We start from the raw sequence: 17,344 nt of genomic DNA, 5'->3' as shown, positions 1-17,344 counted from the left end.
TTTCTCGTGGCTGGTTCGCGTCACGGTCCCCTGAGGTGCGGTTCGCGAGGACTGAAGTTGACACAGGGAGCGTCATGTCAGCACCTTGCCTTCCGTCGCGGGGTGCCGAGCCTGGCTCTTGCTCTGGTGAACTGGCGGGGGTTGTTCCAGCCGAGGACTCCGGTGACCCGGCCACCCGCCGAATGGGTCGCGACGAACTTGCGCTCCGCGAGCTCGCCATCGACCACTGCGAGCTCGCCACCCTCGGGGAAGGTGCCCACGGCCTGGATCCGGATGTCGCCGACGTCGGTCCAGAAGAAGCGCGACGGCAGGACCGGCTCAGTGCACCCGAGTAGGTTCAGCGCGGCGCGGCGGCCTTGCTCGGTGGCGTTCATCCGGTGCTCGAACCGCTGGTGCGTCCCGGTTTCCGGCTGGTGGTCGTTCGCCACATCACCGGCCACGTACACGCCGTCAGCGGCACGGCCCCGCTCGTCGCAGCGGACCCCATCGCTGAGGTCGAGCCCCGATCCGGCGAGCCAGCCCGTGGCGGGCACGGCACCCACCGCGGCGACCACGACGTCCACCTCGCGCATGGCCGCGCTCATCCGCCGGATCCGGCCAACCGGATCGCGCGTGCCGGGCAGATCCGCTCCGCTTCGCGCACGGCGCTCTGCTCGGATTCGGGCACCTCGCTCGTGCGGAGCACGACGATGCCCTCCTCGTCGTCCTGGTCGAACACCACGTCGGACAGCAGCACGCACTGCCCGGACGCGATGCACTTGTCGGCTTGCACTTCGACCTTCATCGCAGCTCCGTTACCACTCGACGGGCATCGAGAACAGCCCGTAGAACACCATGTGCGTCTTGAACGGCAGCTCGCTCACCGGCACCGCGACCCGCAACTCCGGCAGACGCCGCAGCAGCGTCGGGTACACCACTTGCAGCTCGACCCTGGCCAGCGGCTGGCCGAGGCACTGGTGCACGCCGTACCCGAAGGTCAGGTGGTGGCGGGCGGCCCGCCCCAGGTCCAGCTCGTCGGGGTTGCCGGGGAACGCGTCGGGGTCGCGGTTGGCCGAATCGTTGGCCGCGACCACACCTTCGCCAGCGCGGATCAGCGTGCCGCCGATCTCGACGTCCTCGGTCGCCACGCGCCGCCTGCCGTAGTGCGTGATCGTGAGGTAGCGCAACAACTCTTCGACGGCGTTGGCGACCGCCGTCGGCGAGGGGTCGGCCTTGAGCGCGGCGAGCTGGGCGGGATGTTCGAGCAGCGCGAGCGTGCCGAGCGCGATCATGTTCGCGGTCGTCTCGTGCCCGGCCCGCAGCAGCAGGCTCAGCATGTTGAGCAGTTCGTCCCGCGTGATGCTGCCCGCGCGCTCGATCTCGATCAGGTGGCTGATCACGTCCTGCGCGGGTTCCACCGCCTTGCGCTCGACCAGGCCGCGCAGGTACTCGCGGACGCTGTCGAAGGCGACCATCGCCTCCTCCGGCCCGACCGTCCCGGAGATGAGCAACCCGCTCTGGCGCTGGAAGAACTCGTGGTCCTCGTACGGAACGCCGAGCAGCTCGGAGATCACCGACGACGTCACCGGCAGGGCGAAGCCCGTGACCAGGTCGGCGGGCTGCGGCCCGGCGGTGAACTGGTCCAGCAGTTCGTCGACGTGCTGCTGGATGCGCGGGCGCAGCGCCTCGACCCGTTTGATCATGAAGTCCCTGGTGAGCATCCGGCGGTGCACGGCGTGCTCGGGGTCGTCCATGTTCAGGAACGTCGGGTGCTTCGTGCGGGTCACGGCGACGCCCTCGCTGTGGCTCGGGAAGCCCGGCTTGGACATGTCGGAGCTGAACCGCGGATCGGACAGCACCGCGCGCACGTCGTCGTAGCGGGTGACCAGCCAGGCGAGCTTGCCGTTCCACAGCCGCACGCGCGAGATCGGCTCCTCCGCGCGGAGGGCGGTGAACTCCGCGGGCGGGTCGAACGGGCAACCGGTCGGTCGGGACAACGGGTACTCGGGAATCTCTGCGGTAGTGATGACGCACCTCCGACTTGGCTAGAGCGGCCGAACGAAAAGCCGGGTCAGCGGTCCGCACGCGAGCGGACCGGGGTGAGCTCAGCGGGCGGCACCGGTCCCGCGCCCAGGTCGAGCGGGACGTCCGCACCGGCCCCGTCGGCAGCCTGGATCACCCGTCGCATCGGGCTGAGCCCGGCCGGTGCGGTCGCGACGAACTCCGGCCGGACCTGCCGCACCGCGCCGTCGACGACGGCGCCCACCCCTGCCGCACCGTCAGCACGCAGGTAACTGAGCAACTTCATTGTCGGCTCCTCGTTTCGCGCCGCCGGTCAGGCGGGGACGGCGACGGAATCCGCCGCGTACAACCAGTCCAGCTCGCTGTAGTCGTCCGGCTCGCGGGAGTGCATGTACCGGTCGCGCAGCCCGAGCGTCACCGGATCGTTGGTGTGCCACACCTCGCCCCACATCCGCGCCCTGGTCTGGCAAAGCCCGGCACGAGGCACGCGAACGGAGTCGTAAGCCTGCACAGCCTTGGTGATGTCGCCGCCGTACGCGCCGACCGCGTCGCCGAGCGCCAGCGCGTCCTCCAGCGCCTGGCATGCGCCCTGGCCGAGGTACTGCAGCATCGGGTGCGCCGCGTCGCCGAGCAGCACCGCTGGGCCGTGCACCCACGTCGGGATCGGGTCGCGGTCGTAGATCGGCCAGCTGCGCGCGGTCTCGATGCGCGACACGTGCCGCTGGACTTCTTCGCAGGTCTCGGAGAACCGGCCGAACAGCTCCCCCACCGGGCCGACCACCTCGTCGCCACGGCGGAAGCTCTCGCTGCGGAACACGGCGACCTGGTTGTAGAGCTCGCCGCGCCGCACCGGGTACTGGATGAGATGCAGCCCCGGACCCACCCACAGCACGACATCGTCGTTGTCGACCTCGGTCTGGACCTCGTGCATCGGCAGCGCGCCGCGGTATGCGACGTACCCGCTGGGCACCGGTTCGTCGTCGGAGACGAGCGTGCGCACCACGGAACGCAGCCCGTCGGCACCCACCAGCAGCTCCGCGCGGTAGGCGCTGCCGTCCGCACAGCGCACCTGGGCTGCCTCGCCATCGGCCCGCGCCTCGACGACCGCCTTGTTGTTCTCCAGCTGGATCCCGGGTTCCGCGCGGCACGCGTCGACGAGGATGGACAGCAAGTCGCTTCGGTGCACCACCACGTACGGATAGCCGTAGCGCTCGCGGAACGCGCCGCCGAGGTCCAATGTGGTCAGCGGCTCGGCGGTGATGGCGTGCCGCATCACGCCGTGCCGGGGCAGCACGGCGACCTCAAGCAGTTCGCTGAGCAGGCCCAGCCGGTCGAGCATCCGGATCGCGTTGGGCCCGAACTGCAGGCCCGCACCGATCTCGGTGAACTCGGCCGCCCGCTCCAGCAGGTGCACCGCACGGCCCGCTCTGGCCACCGCGAGCGCCGCGGCCAGCCCGCCGATGCCGCCGCCGACGATCAGGGTCGGCACGGTCGTCGTCATGTCGTCAGCACTCCCGTTCGCGGTAGGGACTCAGCGCTACCAGATCGCTCGCACTGCCGACCAAGTCGCCGCGTCGGGCCGCGAGCTCGCGCAATCCGTTGGCACGCCGACGATGTGGCACGGTCCCGGGCAACGGCAACGGCAGCAGGTCGGCGAGCTTCCGCTGGAGATCGGCTGCCGCCAGCCGAACGTCCGGGGTGGTGAATCGAGATGTCGCCATGGGGGTTTCCCTCCGCACGGAAATTAGTACGTATACGTACTAATGGCCCATACGCTAAGTCCTGATCTCCGCGCAGTCAAGGGGCTGTCGCGCGGAAGGCGCCGCCGGACGCCATTAAGATGGTTCGTACACGTTCCATTGCGGTCGGCCAGGGCGACCGGGAGCAGGAGGAGGCACTCGTGCGGGACACCGTGGTCGGCAACAGCCCAGCGCCACACGCGTCGGAACCGGTCGCCACCGCGCTGCCGCTCGACACGACGGTCGGCCATCTCATCCGGCGCGCCCAGCAGATGCACACCGCGATCTGGTCGGTCGAGGTCGGAAACGACATCACCAGCCCGCAGTACGCGATCCTGAGCGCGTTGAGCCGGAAGTCGGGCGTCGATCAGCAGACGGCGGGTCGCCTGGCGTCGCTGGACAAGTCCACCACGGCCAACATCGTCGAGCGGCTGGAGCGCAAAGACTGGATCCGCCGGGATCGCGACGCGGGCGATGGCAGGCGGAACCAGCTGTGGCTGACGCCGTCGGCCAAAGCGATGCTGCACGATCTCACCGCCCGGGTCGAGGCGGTGCAGGACCGCCTGTTGCAGCCGCTGGGCCCGAACCTGCGGCGCAGCTTCCGAAAACTGCTGGGGCGGGTGGCCTACGCGGGGCCGGTGCCCACGGCGGGCCAGGACGCGGACGAAGGCATCGACGTGCTGCCGCTCAGTTCGGCGGCGGGACACCTGATCCGGCGGGCCGAGCAGGTGCACGGGATGCTGTGGAGCCGCCACGTGGGCACGCTGCTCACACCGTCGCAGTACGCACTGCTGTGCAGTCTCGCCTGGCGCCCGGCTATCGACCAGACCGCCGCTGGCGAGATGGCGTCACTCGACAAGTCCAGCGCCGCGGACATCCTGGCGCGGCTGCGCCGCCGGGGCTGGGTGCTGGACACCAGGGACGAAACCGATCGGCGGCGCAAACTCCTGGTGCTGACCGATCTCGCGCGCGACACCCTCGCCGAGGTGACCCCCGCGGTGCAGGCCGTGCAGCGCGACCTGGTCGCGCCGCTGTCCCCGGCGGAGCGGGACAAGGTGATCAGCCTCCTGCGCCGCGTCGCCTACCGGTGACCCATCGTCGGCACCTACGCATCAGGCGCTGCCGAGCAGCATCCCGACCGCGACGATGAGCGCGCCACCGACGGCGACTTGGAGCACCGACGAACGCAGCGTCACCGCGAGATAACGCTTGCGGATGACCGCAATCGCGACGAGTTCGATGGCCACCACGATCACCGCGAGGGTAATCGCGGTCGGCCGGTGTTCTATGACGAACGGCAGCGCGTGGAACACCCCGCCCAGCGCGGTCATCGCCCCGGTCACAACGCCGCGAGCGACCGCCGAACCGCGGCCGGTCTGACTGCCGTCATCCGACAGCGCCTCCGACAAGCCCATGCTGATGCCCGCGCCCAGCGCCGTTGCCAAGCCCACGAACAGCGCCGCGTGCGAACCGGACAGCAACGCGGCTGCGAAGATCGGCGCCAGGGTGGAAAGAGTGCCGTCGATCAGCCCGACGAGCCCCGGCTGAACATAACGCAGCACGAAGACCTTCTCGTCCGCACGAATTCTCTCCAGAAGCGCAACCATAACCACTACGATAACAACGGAAATCTCTTTGGTGCCAATAAGTCCCACCTAAGTCCAAAGAAGACAAGGAATGCCTAACCTCTTTTCCAGCGCGCCAATTCAGGCATTCCACGGCGATATTCGGGCAGCCTTACCAAGCACAAGACAGGCTTACCAAAATCGCGCGTCCGCGTTGGCGCATGGCCGGTGTTCCGGTTAGCGGGCGTCTTCGTCGAGGCGGTTGAGCACTTGGATCGCGATGGCGTGCAGTGCTTCGACCTGATCTGGTGCCAGTTGGTCGAACACGAGATCGCGGACCGTGTTGACGTGTTCGGGTGCGGCGCGTTCGATGGCTTGCTGGCCTTCGTCGGTGAGCGCGATGAACGCGCCGCGGGCATCGTCGGGACAGTCCTGACGAACGACGAGGCCGCGGCGCTGCATGCGGGCCAGGTGGTGCGACAGACGGCTCTTCTCCCACTGCAGCGCTTCGGCGAGCGCGAGCACGCGCACGCGGCGTTCGGGGTGGTCGGTGAGCTGGACGAGCACGTCGAAGTCAGGCAGGGACAGACCGGAGTCCGCCTGCAACTGCCGGTTCAACCGCGCGGCGAGTTTCGCCTGCATGGCGAGGTAGCTGCGCCAGGCGCGTTGTTCCTGCTCATCGAGCCAGCGTGGTTGCGTCACACCCCGATCCTAGCGAATTGGTTGACATGTCATCCATACTTGGCGAAGATATAGATGACACGTCAACCAAATGAAGGAGCTGCAATGCCCACGACGACCGACTACCGCCACCTGACCGGCGAGTACGTCCTGGACCCGGCGCACAGCCGGATCGGGTTCGTGGCGCGGCACGCGATGGTGACCAAGGTGCGCGGTGCGTTCAACGAGTTCAGCGGCGATGCGCGCCTCGACGGGGAAAACCCGGCCCGCTCGTCGGTGCGGGTGCTGATCCAGGTCGCGAGCATCGACACGCGCAACGCCGACCGCGACACCCACCTGCGCAGCAACGACTTCCTGCAGATGGACGAGCACCCGGAGATCGTCTTCCAATCCACGGAGATCACCTGGACCGACGAGAACGCCTTCGACGTCACCGGGGATCTCACGATCAAGGGCGAGACCCGGTCGGTCACGGTGCCGTTCACGTTCGAAGGGCAGGCCACCGATCCGTTCGGCAACGTCCGGGTCGGCTTCGAGGGCCAGACCACGATCAACCGCAAGGATTTCGGTGTCACCTGGAACGCCGCGCTGGAGACCGGCGGAGTCCTGGTGAGCGACAAGATCTTGCTGGAGTTCGAGATCTCGGCGATCAAGCAGGCCTGATCAGGTTCGCCACCCGGTGGCACGACTTTTGGAGGAGTCATGACTTTGGCCACGAGCGGGCTGCACCACGTCACGGCGATCGCCGGGGACCCGCAGCGCAACGCGGATTTCTACCTGCGCACACTCGGATTGCGGTTGGTCAAGACGACGGTGAACTTCGACTCCCCGGATACCTACCACCTCTACTACGGCGACGAAGACGGTAGGCCGGGGACGCTGATGACCTTCTTCCCGTGGAAGGGCGTACCCGGCGGACGCCGTGGCACCGGCCAAGCCACGACGACGGCGTTCTCGGTGCCGTCCGGGTCGATCGGCTGGTGGCAGCAGCACCTCCGGGACGCGGGGGTCGAAGCCAGCAAGGTCGTCAGCCGGGACAGCGAGGAGGCGCTGACCTTCCGCGATCCGGACGGGCTGGGTCTTTCGCTGGTCGCCCACCCCCAAGGTGATCCGCGCGATCCCTGGGACAATGGGATCGTGCCCGCCGAGCACGGTATCCGGGGCCTGCACTCGGTGGCGCTGTCGGTGGCGGCCGAGGGTGCGACGGTGGGAATGCTGGAAGAGATGGGGCTGCACCACGTCGGTGGCGAGGGCAACAGGCTGCGCTTCGCCGCGGGAGCCGGTGGGCCTGGCGCGCTGGTCGACGTGCTCATCACTCCCGATGCCCCGCGAGGGCTGGTCGCAGGCGGCACCGTGCACCACGTCGCGTGGCGCGCGCCCGACGAGCGCACGCAGCAGGACTGGCGCGCCGAACTCGTCGACCGAGGTGTGCAGGTCACCGCGATCCTCGACCGCCAGTACTTCCGGTCGATCTACTTCCGCGAACCCGGCGGCACACTGCTGGAAATCGCTACCGACGAGCCCGGCTTCACCGTCGACGAACCGCTGCTGGAACTGGGTCGGGCGCTGAAGCTCCCGCCGTGGCTGGAACCCGACCGCGAAGCGATCGCCGCCACCCTGCCGAAGTTGCAGCTGCCCGACGAGAACAACCCCGAACTGGTCGAGCGGAGTTCGTCATGACCGCAACGCTGGACCGCCCGCACGTGTGGCTGCCCGGCGCCGACGGTCCACCGCTGTTGCTGCTGCACGGCACCGGCGGCGACGAACACGACCTGCTGCCGCTGCGCGAGCATCTCGCGCCGAACGCCCCAACGCTGTCGGTGCGCGGCACGGTCATGGAAAACGGCATGCCCCGGTTTTTCCGCCGCCTGCGGGAGGGGGTGTTCGACGAGGACGACCTGCATGCCCGCGTCGACGAACTCGCGACGTTCCTCCAGTCCGCCGAACAGCATTACGGCGTCGCAGCAGGAAGCTGGCTGGCAGTCGGTTTCTCCAACGGCGCCAACATCGCCTCGGCGACGCTGTTGCAGCGCCCGCACGCGTTCTCCGGCGCGGTGTTGATGGCGGCGATGGCGCCCTTCCACGACCCGCCGCAGGGTGTCGACCTCACGGGCAAGCGCGTTGCCGTGGTCAACGGCGAACACGACCCGATGGCGACCCGCAACGAAACCGAGCGTCTGGTGGGACAGCTGCGCGAGCGCGGCGCGGCTGTCACCGTCCTGGCACACCGCGGTGGGCACACCGTCGATCCGCGGTCACTGCCGCGGATCGAGCGGTTCCTCCGCGAAGCCCGGTAAAAGCATGGAAGCCCATGCGCTCGCCGGTCACGTACGCATCCGGCGGGCCCAGCTCCTGGCGGCCCACGCTTGTCTTGACCTTCCCCCAGGGGAAAGGCAAATGCTCAGACCATGGATGCTGACCACAACGACCTGCTCGACGAGCAAATCCGCTACTACCGGGCGATATCAGCGGAGTACGAGACGCACGCTCTGCCCTTTCCCGGCGGCGCTGAGCTGTCCGCGGCGCTCGATGCGTTCCGGCCCACCGGCAGTGTGCTCGAACTCGCCTGCGGCCCTGGCACATGGACTCGGCAAATCCTCCGTCACGCCACGGACGTCACCGCCGTGGACGTGTCTCCGGAGATGCTCGCCATCGCCTCGGCCCGGCTGGGCGAGAAGCGGGTGCGCTTCATATCCGCGGACCTGTTCCACTGGCAGCCGGACCGTCGTTACGACGTCGTCTTCTTCGGTTTCTGGCTGTCGCACATCCCGGCCGAATGCTTCGCGTCCTTCTGGTCGCTCGTGGCCGACTGCTTGGAACCGGACGGGCGGGTGTTCTTCGTCGACGATTGGTACCGCACCGCTGAGGAACTCATCGAAGGCGAGCGATCCTCGACCATCCAACGCCAACTCGCGGACGGAACCGCCTACCGGATCGTCAAAGTCCCACATCGGCCCGCGGATCTCGAACGGGCACTGAAGCAGATCGGCTGGTGCATCGAGGTCCACCCGACAGCCGGACCGTTCTTCTGGGGAGCAGGAACCCGAGCACACGACTGACGCTGGGTTCCTGAATTGATCTTGTTCGGCGTGGGGCGCTGCTGGACGGGCAACAGCGGTCGCACGATGGTTCTTCCGGACTCGGTAAGTGGCTTGCGGGTGCCTGTCTTCTGGCGACACGATTACTTGGTGACCACCGCGACCCGTCTCGCCCGGCCCGAGGATCACACCGCCGCCCTGGACGTTTGGCGGCGCGCCAACACCGCCAGGGACAAGACGCCCGGTCCGGAACGCATCGCGCGTGTCCAGGCCAAGCTGGCTGCCCCGGCCGCCCTCGTAGTCGTCGCTGAACGCGCAGGGAAACTGGTGGGCATGGCGCTGGCAGAGCCGGGCCGGGACCGAGATGGGGCGGGCGAAGTCCTACCGGGGTTGTGTCACATCTCCATGGTCTTCGTCTGTCCCGACCACTGGGGAAACCGGGTCGGACAACTCCTGCTCGACGCAGTGAGCGAGCAGGCCGTCCGCCAGGGCCACACGCTCCTGCAACTGTGGACCGGGGAAGGCAACCAGCGTGCCCTACGCCTTTATGACCGGGCTGGTTTCCAGCCCAGCGGTCGTACCGGAGTCCTGGGCACCGGCGAGCGGATCATCCACCTCACCCGGCTGGCGCGGAAAAACACACCGAAAGATCAAACCGAGCCGAGATCGAGTTCAGGAAGGGACGCTGAGGCCGCGACATGCTCGATTCGGCGGCCCACCGGCACCTGATCAGGACCCGGACGGTCGATCTGCTGGATGACGTTCTTCAACGGCTGCGGGTGTCGACGCATCTGACCAGGCCGTTCCTCCCGACAATTGCCGGGTTCTCGGTCATCGACGCCGATCCGCTCGAAGCGGACGGCGAGACCTGCTGCGAACGGATCACGACGAGGGCTGAACCGCCTGCCGGGCAACTTCGTGTTGATTGCGTGCGACTACTCACCACCGCCGACGGCAGGCCAAACCGCCGACATGGGAATCCGCAACCCAGTAGCGGCCGATCTCACCAATCGCGCTCAGCCAGTAGGGCATTTCGCCAGTTCAGTTGAGGCGCTTGTCCACAGGAAAACCATCTGGAGATCGGATTCATGGAGACCTCATATGCCCGAATTGTCAGGGCGTGAACTAGCTCGGCGGGAAAAGATGAATCTGGCGACGGTGCCAAATCAACTGGTCCGCGAGGTCAGGCCGCACGACCACGATGCGAGGAAAACGTCCGCCCGCATATCCGTGGTCGTCCACGCGCACGACGAGACGTTGAAGGCGGGGATTCTCACGGCACTGCAGTACAGCACGGACATCGAACTGCTTCCAGCGGTCGATGCCACCCGCGCCCACGTCTCGCTGGTCGTCGCGCACCAGGTGGACCAACGTCTCCTGACACTGCTGCACCCGTTTCGGCACGGCCGAACACGAGTCGGGCTAGTCCTGGGCGTCGTCGGCACTGTGATGTTGCCGAGTCTGCTCGGGTACGGCGTAGTGGCGATGCTGCCCCGCGCGGGGGCCAGCCAGGAGCAACTCACGCACATGGTCACGGCTATCGCACGTGGTGAGCGGCAGATCAGCGGCGCCCAGCCACTTCCCTCCACACCCACCGCCGTGCCGTCCGGCAAACCCGCAGCGCTGTACGGGGCCCCGCTCACCCCGAGGGAGGTCAGCCTCCTGCAGCTGGCGGCGGAGGGCTTCAACACCGAGGAAATCGCACAGAAGATGTCGTACTCGACGCGCACCGTGAAGAACGTCCTGAAGCACGTGACCGAACGTTTTCACCTGCGCAACCGCACCCACGCCGTGGCCTGGGCAGTACGGCAAGGACTGATCTGAAAGACGAGCGGGCCACCACCGGCTCCTGGACTTTCCGACCCACACGACGCGGAGATCCGCGATTCCTTCGGTGGATTGCGGCGGTTCTCCGCTCACCAGTCAGGCAGATCGAGGATGCCAAACTGGTGGGCTTCCAAATGAATCGGGAGATTTCCTCGGGGTACGGCTGGGTAGTTGGGTTGGCGCTGTGACCACGTTTTCGGCCTGCCCGGCTGGGCGGGCCGTTGCTGCGAACGGCCCGCCCGATGATGCTTGGCGTTGGCCAGGGTCAGGCGTCCTCGGCTGGGACGGGGACACCCGGCCCTAGTGGTTGTTCTCGTAGCGGATGGTCGGGCTCGTGGTCAACGGTTGGACGGGGGCCTTGTGGCTGGCTTGCTTCACGGTCCCCTGAGGTGCGGTTGAGGAGGACTGAGGTTGACACAGGGCTACTCATGCGATCCCCTTCGTCGGGGAATGGAGAGCGGCGGCGAGAAGGTTCTCGGCACCGCAGCGTTTGACCAGCGAGCCGCATTCGGCCACGTCTCGGGCACCGTCGGCGACCATCACGTCGTACCGCAGCGCTAGCGTTGCACCCGGCGGCACTTCGTGTTCGGTGTCGTAGAACGGCGCGGGGCAGATGGTCGCGAAGACCCCGGAGCGCACGAACCACTGCGTGGGATGGCAGAAGTTCGACTCGTGGTCGGCGAAGACGAGCGTGGATGCGACACCCGCGCCGTCGTGCCTGCCCACGAAACCGAGCCACGGACCCCGCGACCCCATCAGCTCGTCACCGCCGGGACCGTCGGGAGTCACCACGACACCGCCGGAGAACGAGCGCGGCCCGCGCCAGAAGAGACCGCTGTAGCCAGCCGCCTCCCGCCCGTTGGTGGTCGGGCTGCCGAAGGCCACGGTCTCGTCGCCGACATTGCGCATCTCCGACGAGTAGGCCAGCTGCCACGCGCCGAGGTCCGGATGGGACCGCACGGCGAAACCGCGGCGTTCGGTGAACATCAGCCGACCGTCCTGGGCGGTCCAGTGCAACTCCTCGACCACGTCGACCTGGTCCGAAGTGGACTCCAGCACGACGAAGCTGATGTGCTGCTGCGTGCCGTTGTTGTCCAGTTGCTGATAGCCCTTCCCGCGCACGTAGGTGGGTCCGCCCCAGAAGTTCTGGTCGCCCACGTTGCACAGCGACCAGGAAATCCCCTTGTGCCACACGTGGTCGTGCGGCCGGTAGAGGCTCACCAGCTCGCCGCCGAGGGTGCGCAGCGGATGGAAGTACGGCTTGGGCGACTCCAACTGCGGCTCCCACGGCCGGTACACGTACCGGAACAGCTCGGTCCCGCGCCAGCGCACGGTCAGCGCTCTGTTCTGCTCGTGCAGCAGTGCCAGCCCGGTGTCCGCCGGTTCTTCGCCACCCGGCCCGGCGACCCGGCCCAGGTCGATCTCAGCAGCCATTGCTCGTCCTCCCGCTGGGTCCACGCGACTCACCACACTGGGCCGTCGCCTTGCATCTGCCAGTAGAACGGTGACTCCGGCCCCAGATCCGCCGGACCGATCACCCTGCGCCCGAACGCCGATGCGTAGATTCCGGCGACCAGTTGCAAGGTCGGCCGCGCGTCGGCAGTGGAGACGGGCAACGGGCTTCCCCCGCGAAGTCCGCGCACGATTTCCCGGAACTGCGCCAGATGTCCACTGTGGATCCTGGTGGGCCCGGACTCCCACGCTGCCTTGACCTCCGACTCATGCCCTGGCGCCGGTGTCACCCGCCAGTCATCGTCGTCGTAGCCGTAGAGGTGGGTCAGCTCGATGGTCGCGTGCTCGAAGTCGAAGCGCAGGTAGCTCTCCTCGCGCGGCGAAATGACGCTGTTGACCACCGAGGCCACCGCGCCGCTGGCGAACTCGACGTGCGCCGCCGACAGGTCCTCGGTCTCGGTCACCCTCGCCTGCTTGCGCGCCAACCCGTTCACGGCCGTCCACTCGCCGAGCACTGACAGCAACAGGTCGATCTGGTGGATGCCGTGCCCCATCGTCGGCCCGCCGCCCTCGGTGTCCCAGCGGCCCCGCCACTCGACGTCGAAGTACGCCTGATCGCGGAACCAGGTCGTGCTGCACAGGGCGAACAGCGGTCGGCCGACCACCCCCGACCGCACCAGGTCGCGCAGCCGCTGGGCGCCGGAGCCGAACCGGTGCTGCGAGACGGTGGCCACGAACCTGCCGACTTGCTTCTCCGCCTCGATGAGCTGGTCGAACTCGGCGAGCGTGAGCGTCGCTGGCTTTTCGACGACCACGTCGCTGTCCGCGTGCAGGGCGGCCAGTGCCACCGGCACGTGCCCACCCGGTGGCGTGCAGATGTGCACGAGGTCGACCTCGGTGCCCGCGAGAAGTGCGGCCGCGTCGGGGTACGCGGCACTGACACCGAACTCCGCGGCGAAGGTCGACAGGCGACCGGGGTCGGTGTCGGCCGCCGCGACCAGGGCCACTTCACCGGTTTCGCTGGCGAGGTGGTGCAGTGCCTGCGCGTGTGCGCGGGCGATGTTCCCGGTACCGACGATGGCGGCGCGCAAGGGCGTCATTCCTGCTCCTGCTCCGAGGTTTTCGGGGTGTGCGCCGAGTCGCGCGGATACGGCGCGAGATAGCCGCACATGCCGAACGCGCTCTCGGCTGGCGCGGCGATCCGTGCGACCGTCGCGTCACGCAAGTGCGTGCCGTCGCCGCGCTTCAGAGCCTCGATCTGCGCGCCGGTGCGCTCGGCAGCCGCCAGCGCCCTGTCCCGCCAGACCCGCTCCCACGCGTCCAACCGGTCGGCCACCAGCGCCGTCGCGGCGGCGTAGAACTTTTCGAGCGCCGCGGCACCGCCCGCCACCAGGTCGCGGAAGCCGACTATCGCCAGATCGCGGCGGCGCCGAGCTCGCGCCTCCCGCTCAGCCGCGTCGCCATCGCCGAGCGAAGCCGCCGCCGCGTACGCCTCCGGGCTTTCCAGGTGCTCCGGTGGGAAGGTCATCACCGCGTCACCGGCCTCGGGGAGGCCGTCGTTCTGCATCAGCACCTGGACCCGCAGTCCGCCGGTGTTGACCGCCCGGTGGATCGTCCCCGGCGTGAACCAGACCGCGTCCCCCGCGGCGAGGGCGACCGTGCGCATCCCGTCCTGGGTGAGCGTGTGCAACTCCCCCGTGCCGCCCTGCACCAGGTAGCACTCGGTGCAGGTCAGGTGCACGTGGGGCGAACCTCCGTGCAGGCCGTCGTCGGTTTCCCAGGGATACACCCGCAGCCGCGAGATTCCGATCCCGCCGGGCAACATCGGTTGGCTGGTCATGACTGGTCCGCCTCCAGTTCCGCCTCCAGTACCGCCTCTCCGCGGTTTACAGTGGTGGTTACGTCCAGCCGAATCTCCCGTTGCGTGGTTTCTTGTGGCTGGTTTGCGTCACGGTCCCCTGAGGTGCGGTTCGGGAGGACTGAGGTTGGCACCGGAGGTCTCATGTCTTCTCCTCTTCCGGGAGGTGGTCAGAACGGGCGGACGGTGTCCGCGGGATTGACGTAGCGCAGTCCGATCAGCAGCTTGTTCGTCGCCAGATCGCCACCACCGTCGAGAATCGTCAACGTGATCGGCTGCGCGGGCTTCTCCGGGCCCGCGGTGTCCCCGCCGCGGTTGACCGTCGGGGCGGTGCACGCGCCAGTCAGCGCCAGCACCGCACCGACGCCGAGCCTTCGTCTCACCATGGACCAACCGCCTCCTCGTCGAAGCGAATCCGGAACTTTGGAAAGCGCTTTCCTATTGGCCGGAAAGCCGCGCCGCCAAATGGTCGATGAATACCGCGAACGTCCGAAGCGGCGGCGACGTGCGCCCTTCGGAAGAACCGCTCTGCATGGGTGTGCGTTCTGCAAGCCCTGGCACGTAAGCGAATTCCGCGCCCCGAGTCTCCCCTTCGAGGTCGAAGCAGCTATAGCGTTGCGATCACCGTTTCCCCACAACGGAAAAGTCGGCAACCAGAGCCCGAAGGTGCCGGATCACCGTGCCCGACCCGACGCCCGCGAGATGATGATCCAGAAAATAGTGATCGATCACTCTGAAGTCAAGGACCCCTGCTCGCCACGCGGTCGGGAGTCCGGACGCCAACCGGCACCGGTCTATGCTCTGGGCAGCACCGCCTGGGAGGGCCGACGCCATGACTCGCGAAATCGGGAAGAAGCGGGCCACCATCTGGGAGGTGGCCCGGCTGGCTGGCGTTTCCCACCAGACGGTGTCCCGGTACTTGAAGAACGACTCGGGCATGCGGGCGACCACCCGCACGAAGATCGGCCAGGCGATCGACGAGCTCGGCTACCGGCCGAACCTGGCGGCCCGGTCCATGCGGACGAAGCGGTCCAACCGAATCGCGGTCGTCCTTCCGGAACTGGCGAACTTCGGCCCCATTCCGATCCTGCACGGAGCCTCCTCGATCGCGCGGGCGGCGGGCTACATGACCGACGTGATCGGCATCGAGGGCGATGAGCACCACCGCACGGAAAGCGCGGTCGCACTGCTGGAAAGCGGGCAGGTCGACGGCATCCTGTCGTTCGCGCCGCTGTCCCCGGAATTCACCGAGTCCACCCGCAAGCCGATCGTCGTGCTCGACGAGTACGACGACGACATGCGCTCCCACGGAGAGCTGGCCAACGGCGATCCGGCCGAGGAGATCATCCGCCATCTCGCCGAACTCGGTCACCGCCGCTTCCTGCACGTCTCCGGATCCCAGGACTGGACCTCGGCCCGCAACCGCCGCGCGGTTTACCTCGAAGCGATCGCGAAACTCGGCCTTGAGTCCTACGGCGTCGTCGACGGCGACTGGTCGGTTCGTTCCGGTTACGAGGCCGCCAGAGACCTGCCCGAGGACTCCGGGGTGACCGCCGTCCTCGCGGCCAACGACTTCGTCGCCATGGGGGTCATCCGCGGCTTCCAGGACCGAGGTGTGCGCGTGCCCGACGAGGTGAGCGTCTTCGGCTGGGACAACGAGCAGTTCACCCGGTACTTCATGCCGACGATATCCACAGTGGACCTCGACCGGGACACCTTGGGCCGCCAGGCGATGCTGTCCCTGCTCGCCCTCCTCGGCGAGGAACAACCGCCGAGTGGCCCGGTGGCTGGCCGGTTCAAGATCGTTCCTCGCGAGTCGAGCGGTCCCGCACCACGCTGACCGCCGCACCGGCGCAGCTTCCACAGCGGCAGCTCGGGACCGAGAACGCCGTGCCGCTGCCGCGGGAGGAGTTCGACCGGTTGCGCGCCGAGTCCCGCTGAGAAGGCGCGCGCCGGTGTCTCGAGTCCGGCGAGTTCCAAGCCACCACAGTGGACCGCTCGTGTCCGGATCACACGCGCCGGGCGCTATCCTCGGAATGAGAATTCCCGAGAAGGAGCGGTGTGCCAGCACGAGCAGCGACCCTCACCGACGTCGCCAGGGAGGCGGGCGTCTCCCTCGCGACGGCTTCGCGGGCGCTCAACGGCAGCGACCGCGTGGTCCGCGCCGAGTTGCACGCCCGCGTGCTGGAAGCGGCCGCCCGGCTCGGCTACACCCCCAACGCGCAGGCGCAGTCGATGGCCCGCGGCTCCACCGACCTCGTCGGGCTGCTGGTCAACGACATCTCCGACCCGTACTTCTCCACCATCGCCGCTGGCCTGGCCGACGCAGCCGAGGAGCACGGGTTGTTGGTGATGCTGGGCAGCACCGGTGGCCGACCGGCGCGGGAGCTGGAACTGCTCGCCGAGCTGCGGCGGCAGCGCGGCCGCGCCATCGTGCTGGCCGGTAGTCGCACCAACGACCGAGCCCATCTCCGGGAACTGTCGACGCAGGTGGATCCGTTCGCGGCGGCTGGCGGTCGGGTCGCTGCGATCGGCGAGCCGAAGCTGCCGGTGGACACCGTGGTGGTGGAGAACCGGCGCGGCGCGCGCGATCTGGCTGTGGAGATCAGGCGCCTCGGCTACCGGCGGCCAGCGATCCTGACCGGGCCGGAGCGGTTGCAGGTTTCGCGCGACCGGCGGGACGGGTTCACCGCGGGCTGGCGGGAGTCGGCCTCGGGTGAGCCGGTGTGCGTGGCTGACGAATTCAGCCGCGACGGCGGATTCCGGGCGATGCACCGGCTTCTGGACTCCGGCGCCGAGATCGACTGCGTGTTCGCGATCAACGACCTGATGGCGATGGGCGCGATGGCCGCCTGCCGGGAACGCGGCGTTGACGTACCTCAAGACCTGGCGGTGGCCGGGTTCGACGACATCTCGACGCTGCGCGACGTGACGCCCGCGCTGACCACTGTCCGGCTCCCGCTGATCGAGATGGGGCGCATGGCGCTGGACCTGGTGCTCAACGACGTCGCCGCCAAGCCACGCCGCCGCAAGGTCCGCGGCGAGGTCATCGTCCGGGAAAGCACTCCCCCGCGCTGATCGGAGTCTCGCTGCTCCACGGGGGCACCGTCGAAAGACGCTTTCCATCCGCTCTTGCACCGCACGGCGCTGCCGATCCGGCCCACTACGTTCTGAACATTAATT

The 17,344-nt window shown here is 68.1% G+C and carries 21 protein-coding genes; 9 read left to right on the top strand and 12 right to left on the bottom strand.

The annotated features are described in order from the left end of the window. Positions 1-77 precede the first annotated feature (77 nt). The 6 genes from MOQ72_RS34590 to MOQ72_RS34565 all read right to left on the bottom strand — a co-directional run bounded on the left by MOQ72_RS34590 (position 78) and on the right by MOQ72_RS34565 (position 3,722). Positions 78-584: an oxidoreductase C-terminal domain-containing protein gene (locus MOQ72_RS34590; RefSeq protein ID WP_242190040.1), complete on the bottom strand. Its 507-nt coding sequence runs from the start codon at positions 582-584 to the stop codon at positions 78-80. Next, positions 581-784, bottom strand: a complete 204-nt coding sequence (locus MOQ72_RS34585; RefSeq protein ID WP_242190039.1) for a ferredoxin — start codon at positions 782-784, stop codon at positions 581-583. Before MOQ72_RS34585 ends, MOQ72_RS34590 begins: the two co-directional genes overlap by 4 nt. A 10-nt stretch (positions 785-794) precedes the next feature. Continuing rightward, on the bottom strand, positions 795-1,976 hold the full coding sequence (locus MOQ72_RS34580; RefSeq protein WP_242190038.1) for a cytochrome P450: 1,182 nt from the start codon (positions 1,974-1,976) through the stop codon (positions 795-797). A gap of 74 nt (positions 1,977-2,050) precedes the next feature. Continuing rightward, entirely contained in the window at positions 2,051-2,287 is a 237-nt protein-coding gene (locus MOQ72_RS34575) for a hypothetical protein (RefSeq protein WP_242190037.1), read from the bottom strand. Positions 2,288-2,314: 27 nt separating this feature from the next. Then, positions 2,315-3,502 carry an FAD-dependent monooxygenase gene (locus MOQ72_RS34570; RefSeq protein ID WP_242190036.1) on the bottom strand — a complete coding sequence of 396 codons (1,188 nt, stop codon included), beginning with the start codon at positions 3,500-3,502 and terminating at the stop codon, positions 2,315-2,317. Between the two features lie 4 nt (positions 3,503-3,506). Further along, the gene (locus tag MOQ72_RS34565; RefSeq protein WP_242190035.1) at positions 3,507-3,722 is read right to left on the bottom strand and encodes a hypothetical protein; all 216 of its coding nucleotides are present in this window, start codon (positions 3,720-3,722) and stop codon (positions 3,507-3,509) included. 119 nt (positions 3,723-3,841) lie between these two features. Between MOQ72_RS34565 and MOQ72_RS34560 the strand changes: the two genes are divergently transcribed. Further along, on the top strand, positions 3,842-4,831 hold the full coding sequence (locus MOQ72_RS34560; RefSeq protein WP_242190034.1) for a MarR family winged helix-turn-helix transcriptional regulator: 990 nt from the start codon (positions 3,842-3,844) through the stop codon (positions 4,829-4,831). 21 nt (positions 4,832-4,852) lie between these two features. On the opposite strand, the gene MOQ72_RS34555 is transcribed toward MOQ72_RS34560, so the two are convergent. Both MOQ72_RS34555 and MOQ72_RS34550 read right to left on the bottom strand, forming a co-directional pair. Beyond that, positions 4,853-5,395 (bottom strand): VIT1/CCC1 transporter family protein, encoded by a 543-nt coding sequence (locus tag MOQ72_RS34555; protein ID WP_242190033.1) that lies wholly within the window; start codon positions 5,393-5,395, stop codon positions 4,853-4,855. A gap of 147 nt (positions 5,396-5,542) precedes the next feature. Next, positions 5,543-5,947, bottom strand: coding sequence for a MarR family winged helix-turn-helix transcriptional regulator (locus tag MOQ72_RS34550; RefSeq protein WP_242190041.1), 405 nt, complete (start codon positions 5,945-5,947; stop codon positions 5,543-5,545). Positions 5,948-6,091: 144 nt separating this feature from the next. Between MOQ72_RS34550 and MOQ72_RS34545 the strand changes: the two genes are divergently transcribed. The 6 genes from MOQ72_RS34545 (at position 6,092) to MOQ72_RS45395 (ending at position 10,848) form a co-directional block, all read left to right on the top strand. Continuing rightward, positions 6,092-6,649: a YceI family protein gene (locus MOQ72_RS34545; RefSeq protein WP_242190032.1), complete on the top strand. Its 558-nt coding sequence runs from the start codon at positions 6,092-6,094 to the stop codon at positions 6,647-6,649. A gap of 39 nt (positions 6,650-6,688) precedes the next feature. Then, on the top strand, positions 6,689-7,666 hold the full coding sequence (locus tag MOQ72_RS34540; RefSeq protein ID WP_242190031.1) for a ring-cleaving dioxygenase: 978 nt from the start codon (positions 6,689-6,691) through the stop codon (positions 7,664-7,666). Beyond that, a complete protein-coding gene (locus MOQ72_RS34535) occupies positions 7,663-8,283 on the top strand; it encodes an alpha/beta hydrolase (protein WP_242190030.1) in 621 nt (206 codons plus the stop codon). Before MOQ72_RS34540 ends, MOQ72_RS34535 begins: the two co-directional genes overlap by 4 nt. Positions 8,284-8,394: 111 nt before the next feature. Then, a complete protein-coding gene (locus tag MOQ72_RS34530) occupies positions 8,395-9,045 on the top strand; it encodes a class I SAM-dependent methyltransferase (RefSeq protein ID WP_242190029.1) in 651 nt (216 codons plus the stop codon). A 129-nt stretch (positions 9,046-9,174) separates the two neighbouring features. Then, positions 9,175-9,753 carry a GNAT family N-acetyltransferase gene (locus tag MOQ72_RS34525; RefSeq protein ID WP_242190028.1) on the top strand — a complete coding sequence of 193 codons (579 nt, stop codon included), beginning with the start codon at positions 9,175-9,177 and terminating at the stop codon, positions 9,751-9,753. Between the two features lie 429 nt (positions 9,754-10,182). After that, complete coding sequence (locus tag MOQ72_RS45395) at positions 10,183-10,848, top strand: helix-turn-helix transcriptional regulator (RefSeq protein WP_242190027.1); 666 nt, start codon at positions 10,183-10,185, stop codon at positions 10,846-10,848. A gap of 429 nt (positions 10,849-11,277) precedes the next feature. Here MOQ72_RS45395 and MOQ72_RS34515 read toward each other — a convergent pair whose 3' ends face one another. From MOQ72_RS34515 to MOQ72_RS34500, 4 genes are all read right to left on the bottom strand, one after another. Then, complete coding sequence (locus MOQ72_RS34515; protein WP_242190026.1) at positions 11,278-12,285, bottom strand: DUF6807 domain-containing protein; 1,008 nt, start codon at positions 12,283-12,285, stop codon at positions 11,278-11,280. Positions 12,286-12,314: 29 nt separating this feature from the next. Then, positions 12,315-13,403: a Gfo/Idh/MocA family protein gene (locus MOQ72_RS34510; protein ID WP_242190025.1), complete on the bottom strand. Its 1,089-nt coding sequence runs from the start codon at positions 13,401-13,403 to the stop codon at positions 12,315-12,317. After that, positions 13,400-14,143 carry a cupin domain-containing protein gene (locus MOQ72_RS34505; protein WP_242190024.1) on the bottom strand — a complete coding sequence of 248 codons (744 nt, stop codon included), beginning with the start codon at positions 14,141-14,143 and terminating at the stop codon, positions 13,400-13,402. The genes MOQ72_RS34510 and MOQ72_RS34505 overlap by 4 nt, the downstream gene beginning before the upstream one ends. Positions 14,144-14,331: 188 nt before the next feature. Then, on the bottom strand, positions 14,332-14,547 hold the full coding sequence (locus tag MOQ72_RS34500) for a hypothetical protein (RefSeq protein WP_242190023.1): 216 nt from the start codon (positions 14,545-14,547) through the stop codon (positions 14,332-14,334). A gap of 446 nt (positions 14,548-14,993) precedes the next feature. On the opposite strand from MOQ72_RS34500, the gene MOQ72_RS34495 reads away from it, so the two are divergent. Together MOQ72_RS34495 and MOQ72_RS34490 are read left to right on the top strand one after the other, a co-directional pair. After that, complete coding sequence (locus MOQ72_RS34495; protein WP_242190022.1) at positions 14,994-16,001, top strand: LacI family DNA-binding transcriptional regulator; 1,008 nt, start codon at positions 14,994-14,996, stop codon at positions 15,999-16,001. A gap of 221 nt (positions 16,002-16,222) precedes the next feature. Next, positions 16,223-17,239 carry a LacI family DNA-binding transcriptional regulator gene (locus MOQ72_RS34490; protein WP_242190021.1) on the top strand — a complete coding sequence of 339 codons (1,017 nt, stop codon included), beginning with the start codon at positions 16,223-16,225 and terminating at the stop codon, positions 17,237-17,239. Positions 17,240-17,344: the final 105 nt, after the last annotated feature.

Source organism: Saccharopolyspora soli (genome assembly GCF_022678645.1).
In the GTDB taxonomy this organism is placed as follows: Bacteria; Actinomycetota; Actinomycetes; order Mycobacteriales; family Pseudonocardiaceae; genus Saccharopolyspora; species Saccharopolyspora soli.
The sequence above is the reverse complement of the archived record's forward strand: the minus strand, read 5'-3'. Positions and strand labels throughout refer to the sequence as shown.

Excerpts from the sequence above, each read along its gene's own strand:
- MOQ72_RS34590 (WP_242190040.1), bottom strand. The coding sequence starts at position 584 with ATGAGCGCGGCCATGCGCGAGGTGGACGTCGTGGTCGCCGCGGTGGGT.
- MOQ72_RS34585 (WP_242190039.1), bottom strand. The coding sequence starts at position 784 with ATGAAGGTCGAAGTGCAAGCCGACAAGTGCATCGCGTCCGGGCAGTGC.
- MOQ72_RS34575 (WP_242190037.1), bottom strand. The coding sequence starts at position 2,287 with ATGAAGTTGCTCAGTTACCTGCGTGCTGACGGTGCGGCAGGGGTGGGC.
- MOQ72_RS34570 (WP_242190036.1), bottom strand. The coding sequence starts at position 3,502 with ATGACGACGACCGTGCCGACCCTGATCGTCGGCGGCGGCATCGGCGGG.
- MOQ72_RS34565 (WP_242190035.1), bottom strand. The coding sequence starts at position 3,722 with ATGGCGACATCTCGATTCACCACCCCGGACGTTCGGCTGGCGGCAGCC.
- MOQ72_RS34560 (WP_242190034.1), top strand. The coding sequence starts at position 3,842 with ATGGTTCGTACACGTTCCATTGCGGTCGGCCAGGGCGACCGGGAGCAG.
- MOQ72_RS34550 (WP_242190041.1), bottom strand. The coding sequence starts at position 5,947 with ATGCAGGCGAAACTCGCCGCGCGGTTGAACCGGCAGTTGCAGGCGGAC.
- MOQ72_RS34545 (WP_242190032.1), top strand. The coding sequence starts at position 6,092 with ATGCCCACGACGACCGACTACCGCCACCTGACCGGCGAGTACGTCCTG.
- MOQ72_RS34540 (WP_242190031.1), top strand. The coding sequence starts at position 6,689 with ATGACTTTGGCCACGAGCGGGCTGCACCACGTCACGGCGATCGCCGGG.
- MOQ72_RS34535 (WP_242190030.1), top strand. The coding sequence starts at position 7,663 with ATGACCGCAACGCTGGACCGCCCGCACGTGTGGCTGCCCGGCGCCGAC.
- MOQ72_RS34530 (WP_242190029.1), top strand. The coding sequence starts at position 8,395 with ATGGATGCTGACCACAACGACCTGCTCGACGAGCAAATCCGCTACTAC.
- MOQ72_RS34515 (WP_242190026.1), bottom strand. The coding sequence starts at position 12,285 with ATGGCTGCTGAGATCGACCTGGGCCGGGTCGCCGGGCCGGGTGGCGAA.
- MOQ72_RS34510 (WP_242190025.1), bottom strand. The coding sequence starts at position 13,403 with ATGACGCCCTTGCGCGCCGCCATCGTCGGTACCGGGAACATCGCCCGC.
- MOQ72_RS34505 (WP_242190024.1), bottom strand. The coding sequence starts at position 14,143 with ATGACCAGCCAACCGATGTTGCCCGGCGGGATCGGAATCTCGCGGCTG.
- MOQ72_RS34500 (WP_242190023.1), bottom strand. The coding sequence starts at position 14,547 with ATGGTGAGACGAAGGCTCGGCGTCGGTGCGGTGCTGGCGCTGACTGGC.
- MOQ72_RS34495 (WP_242190022.1), top strand. The coding sequence starts at position 14,994 with ATGACTCGCGAAATCGGGAAGAAGCGGGCCACCATCTGGGAGGTGGCC.